At 56.2% G+C, this 4,847-nt stretch carries 4 protein-coding genes; all 4 read right to left on the bottom strand.

Features of this window, described 5'->3' with window-relative positions:
* Nucleotides 1-66: 66 nt before the first annotated feature.
* The 4 genes from NW818_RS10720 to NW818_RS10705 all read right to left on the bottom strand — a co-directional run bounded on the left by NW818_RS10720 (nucleotide 67) and on the right by NW818_RS10705 (nucleotide 4,818).
* Nucleotides 67-2,367 carry a DUF1796 family putative cysteine peptidase gene (locus NW818_RS10720; protein ID WP_414424545.1) on the bottom strand — a complete coding sequence of 767 codons (2,301 nt, stop codon included), beginning with the start codon at nucleotides 2,365-2,367 and terminating at the stop codon, nucleotides 67-69.
* Nucleotides 2,368-2,676: 309 nt separating this feature from the next.
* Nucleotides 2,677-4,026, bottom strand: a complete 1,350-nt coding sequence (locus tag NW818_RS10715; protein ID WP_414424544.1) for a sensor histidine kinase — start codon at nucleotides 4,024-4,026, stop codon at nucleotides 2,677-2,679.
* A gap of 33 nt (nucleotides 4,027-4,059) precedes the next feature.
* Nucleotides 4,060-4,641: a tRNA-(ms[2]io[6]A)-hydroxylase gene (locus NW818_RS10710; RefSeq protein WP_414424543.1), complete on the bottom strand. Its 582-nt coding sequence runs from the start codon at nucleotides 4,639-4,641 to the stop codon at nucleotides 4,060-4,062.
* Nucleotides 4,642-4,671: 30 nt separating this feature from the next.
* On the bottom strand, nucleotides 4,672-4,818 hold the full coding sequence (locus NW818_RS10705) for a dihydroneopterin aldolase (RefSeq protein ID WP_414422257.1): 147 nt from the start codon (nucleotides 4,816-4,818) through the stop codon (nucleotides 4,672-4,674).
* Nucleotides 4,819-4,847 lie beyond the last annotated feature (29 nt).

Raw genomic sequence — 4,847 nt, 5'->3', positions numbered from 1 at the left:
GAAGCGGCGCGGAGCGTTTGGGCAGCAGCGATCATTCTTTCGAATTGCAGTGAAACCTTGGAACGGCTACAGTTGTGGAGGGCACCAGAAAAGATTTCGGGTAGAGACCCCCAAAGAATGGAGAATATCTCTCATTACCCCTGTGCAGTACTTCCAATGCTCAGGATCTGCACACATGCGGTCGGGATTCAACTCCATCTCATAATGGATAACATTGGGGATCCCGGCAAACTCATCAGAAGACTGAGGAGAAACAATCAGCAGCAGAAAAGGCTTGCCCCTGCGCTTAGCCGCCAGCTTATCCATTAAGTCAACAACGGCCTCTCGCCGGCAACCCCCTGTGCGCACAAACAAGACTTTATCGGCTTTTTCCAAAACATACATAAAACGCTTGGCGCGAGCAGTGTAGCGAGTTCGCATTCGCTCATGGATGGGGTGCATATTCTGAAGTGGATCCTCCCCCTCTTCCACCTCATGGCCAAAAGAGAGGCCCGTCCACTTGCTGTGGTAAATTCGCCTATCTTCAGGGCTGTAGTGTAAATATTGCGGATCCCACATGCCCTGAAACTCGTTGTGGATCATATCGGCCACATCAGCCAAATTGCTGGTGCGTGTCAAATCAAAAGGAAAGGCAGGCCCATCATATTCCAACTTGTAGAGCAGCATTCGCACCGCGCAGCGATCCCCTAACGGCACAATGGCAACACGATGAATATCCGATAATTTGCAGGTGTATTCCAGCAGCATGACCGATTCGGGAGCAGCCTTTACCCGGCTTTCGAGGCCACCTTCCCCGATCATCAGGGTTCGGAAGAGAGCTTCCCGGTGGCTCGGATCTTCATAAACACCCGCTGGCATGGCTTTGAGAGCGGCCCGCACTTCCTTCCACATGGGGTGGATGTTGTACTCGTGACTGCTCTGGTTGATCACGCACAGGCGAGGCATGGGATTAGAAGAGCCTTCTGAGGATCCACTGAGCTTGAGAAGGATCAACGATCCATCCTCGAAGATCGTTTCTACTGCTGCTGAGGAAAAGAACTGGGCTACTAGGGAGAAGACAAGATCGGCATCTGCAGGAACGGAGAGGGTGGTTTGCACCGAACCATCTTCTTGTACGGAAAGGGAATATAAGGTAGCATCCCCTAGCCTTTCATCGCTTCTGCCAACATACAGACCCGGCTGTAGACCTGCTTTTTGGAAAGCGGCTTGCAAAGGCTGCCAAGTGGGCGTGATGGTATAGGGATAGGGAGTTACATTCACGATGCGAAATTGATTTTTGCCCGTCTCTACGGTTACCCAAAAACCATGCTCCTCTTCAAAAATGACCTGCTCCCCAATGGGTTGAGGGAGCTTGCCACGAGCCGAGCTAACTTGGCTGGGATCCAGAAGAGAGAGATCGATGGCCTCAAACATGACCTGATGACCCTTGGAATTGGGGTGAGCTGGGTCAAAAGCAAGGTCTGGTTTCCAGCGGCCCTGTCCATCTTCCAAATGAGGCAGCCAATTGAACACAGGGCATCCCCAGCTGAGCATTCTTTGCTGAGTTTCTTGCAAAAGAAGATGCTGTTCTGGGCCGTAGTCTGCATGGGGATAAACCCCCCCCAGGATCGGCAAGGCTCCAATGTCTTGAATTCGCTGAATTAACCGCCGCAGGCCGTTTTCAAACCGTCTCTGCAGGGCGCGGCGATGCTGGGGCAAGGCCGATGCCAAGCCTTCATTTCCCAAGGACAGGGCAACAATAACGACATCAGGACGTTCAGGGATCACCGCCTGCTCAAACCACAACAGAGTTCGGCTGACGTTTGCCCCCAATTGGGAGAGATTTCGCACTTGATGGCCATAGCGCTCTTGTAGAGCTTTCTGCAACAGCCAAGCCCAACCTCGCAACAGCCAAGCGCTGCACCCCAGGGCAACGGAGCTGCCCAAAATGACGACTTTTAGCCCTTGCGAATTTTCAGGTTCGACCTCGGGAATGGGATCGGCAAAATAGCCGTAAGGATAGGCAGGGATCTGGCCAAACTCCCCATCCTCGACAATCAAAACTGCCGGCAAAGGTTCCGGCTCAAGTGGCACCCAGCGATTGACATCGGCGGATTCCCAAATCACTTCGCCACCGGCTTGAACGCGCAGATATCGGTACTCCACTCGAGGAGTTTCTTTTAAACATCCACTGTAGGGTAACAGCGGGCCGGGCGTGCCGTCTGCCGGGCTCAACGGCAACTCTACCCACCACAGCGGATAGCGAGTCGGATCCGTTTGCAGCCAAATGCAATGGCAGGGATCCCAGGAGCCCAATTTTGCGCTGGATCCCACCAAGGCAATTCTCTCGCCCGGCTGGGTGATGGCACGAACCTGGAAGCGATACATAACGTTTTCCTGGCACAGGATTCAATGGGAAATTGTGGGGCTGCGCGGGCGGACTGCACTCACTCATCACCCAATCAACAGCTCAGCAGCCGGCTGAGAAGGGCAAGAGCCTGGGAGCTGATCCCATCTCTGCTGTTTTATCCGGGAAAAAGAGAAGTTCTTAAATCTGGAAAGGAAAGATCTCTAGTACCCAAAAATCCAGTTCAACTGGGCCAATACGGTTCTTAATACAGTTCTGAATAAAGACTCAGTCAATCTTGGCTTAAAGCTAGCATATTGACCGAGGGCTGTCTGTTTTCCAGAGCACTTTTAGACTCTCTCTGGGGTACAGATTTCCAACTGCCGCTGGGGCAAAATAACTTCAAAGCTGGATCCCTGGCCCAGCTCGCTCTCCACCTGCACCTGACCTTGATGCTGTTGGGCAATGCTTTTGACGATCGCCAGCCCCAAACCTGACCCCGAGAGGCGACCGGGATCCCCGCTGCGAGCCGGATCTGCTCGATAAAAGCGATCGAACACATGGGGCAGAGCCTGGGGGGGGATCCCTGGCCCGGTATCTTGTACCCGCACCACCAGCTCTGGGGATCCAGAGCGCAGCCGCTGCTCCAGCCTCACCTGCACCTCTCCTTGGGGGGGAGTGTGGAGAAGGGCATTTTCGATCAAGTTGGTAAACAGGCGGGCCAATTGATCTTCATCTCCCCAAAAACCGAAGGGATCCACCTGGGCGGGAGAAGGTTCCGTCCCGCTCTCAGGGGCAGCAATCTCCAGCTGCAAGCGGATCTGTTTTTGGTTGGCCAGGCCCTGCAGCTCCTCCACCACCTGCAGCAGCAGAGCATCCAGCGCACAGCAACGGGGTTGGAAAGGCACCATACCGCTGTCGTGGCGGGCCAGAAACAGCAGGTCATCCACCAGGCGACCCAGCCGTAAACACAACCGCTCCACCATCTGCCAGCGCTGCCGGGTGTCGGCATCCAATTGGGAATCCGCCAAAGCCACCTGTACCGCGGTTTGAATGCTGGCCAAGGGGCTGCGCAGCTCGTGAGAGGCGTCGGCGGTAAATTGCTTGAGCTGCTGATAAGACTGCCGGATGGGTTGCATGGCCAAACCGGAGAGCATCCAGCCAATGGCCCCCACACCCGTCAAACCGGCCACCACCCAGAGGGAAAGATCCCGGATCAACTGTCGCGTTGGCTTGCTCACCTCAAACCAGGGATGGCTGACCCGCAGATAGCCCAGCAGCTTCCCACCGGCCACAATCGGCTCGGTGAACTGGCGCAGCCAATACCCAGGGGCGATACGGGCAGTGTGCAGGGATCCCTCGGTCAACAGGGGGGCAGGGATCCCGCCGGGCACCGTGGACCAGATGAGCGTTCCTTGAGGGCCGAACCACTCCAAGTCGATGTGATCGTCCTCTAGGGTGCTGGGATCATCCCGAAAGCTGGCCTCCAAGCTGCGGCGGGCTTGCTGCGGATCCAAGAGGCTCTCATCCACCACCAAAGACCGCTCGACAATTTCCACCACATGGCCAAGGGTATCGTCCACCCGTTCAATCAGGGTTGACTGCACGTACCAATAGAAGCTGCCGGCAAACAACAGCAGCAACACTGCCGTAACCGTTGTATACCAGAAGGCCAACCACTGCCGCGTCGCTTGAAACATGGGAGCTGCACCGCGGGGGGAAACGGAGTGGGGCTAGCTGTGAACACGGGGTTCGGGGTGAAGGGAAGACAAGATCTCGGCCTCCACCTGGAGTAGAGTATCGAGACGCTCCTGCACCTGATCGGCAGGGAACTGATCCAAGGCCAAATCCAAATAAAGCTGCCAATGGCGCTCCTCCGCAGCCGCCAGCCAGAGATAAAACTGCCGCAGCTCTGGGTCGGGCGCGTGGATCCCCAACAGGCCCAAGCGTTCGTGGCTGCGGGCCTCGATAATGGCTGCCACCAGCAAGGTGTCGAGCAGATGCTCTGGCTCGGAGCGGCGCAGGTGTTGGTTCAGGCGACCGGCATAGGGCGCAGCCGACAAGGGCTTGATGGGGATCCCCAGCCGTTGCAGGTGGCGATGCACCCGCTCAAAATGCTGCAGCTCCTCCCGCGCCAGCGGCGAGAGGGTTTCCACCAAACGCCCATTAGCCGGGTAGCGAAAGAGCAGACTGAGGGCGTTGCCCGCTGCTTTTTTCTCACAGTTGGCGTGGTCTAGCAAGACCAGATCGATGTGCCGGATGGCCTGGTCGATCCAGTCCTCAGAGGTACGAGAAGCAAGTTCTAGATCAAGCACAGGGTCGGTAGAAAAGGGCTAAGAGAAGTTCTAGGGACGAACGATCTCCACAGTAACCCGCCCCGTCAGCTCCGGGATCGGGGGATGACACTTGGTCAATCGGATCTTAGCTTTGCTGGCCCCTGTCTCCCGCAGCACCATTTCGGCAATCGCCTCCGCCAAACTCTCGATCAGCACAAAGTAAACTACCCGGCCCTGACTGCTTC

It is taken from the genome of Synechococcus sp. R6-5 (genome assembly GCF_047461775.1).
GTDB lineage: Bacteria > Cyanobacteriota > Cyanobacteriia > Thermostichales > Thermostichaceae > Thermostichus.
The sequence above is the reverse complement of the archived record's forward strand: the minus strand, read 5'-3'. Positions and strand labels throughout refer to the sequence as shown.

Coding starts and splice junctions, on each gene's coding strand:
- NW818_RS10720 (WP_414424545.1), bottom strand. CDS start 2,367: ATGTATCGCTTCCAGGTTCGTGCCATCACCCAGCCGGGCGAGAGAATT.
- NW818_RS10715 (WP_414424544.1), bottom strand. CDS start 4,026: ATGTTTCAAGCGACGCGGCAGTGGTTGGCCTTCTGGTATACAACGGTT.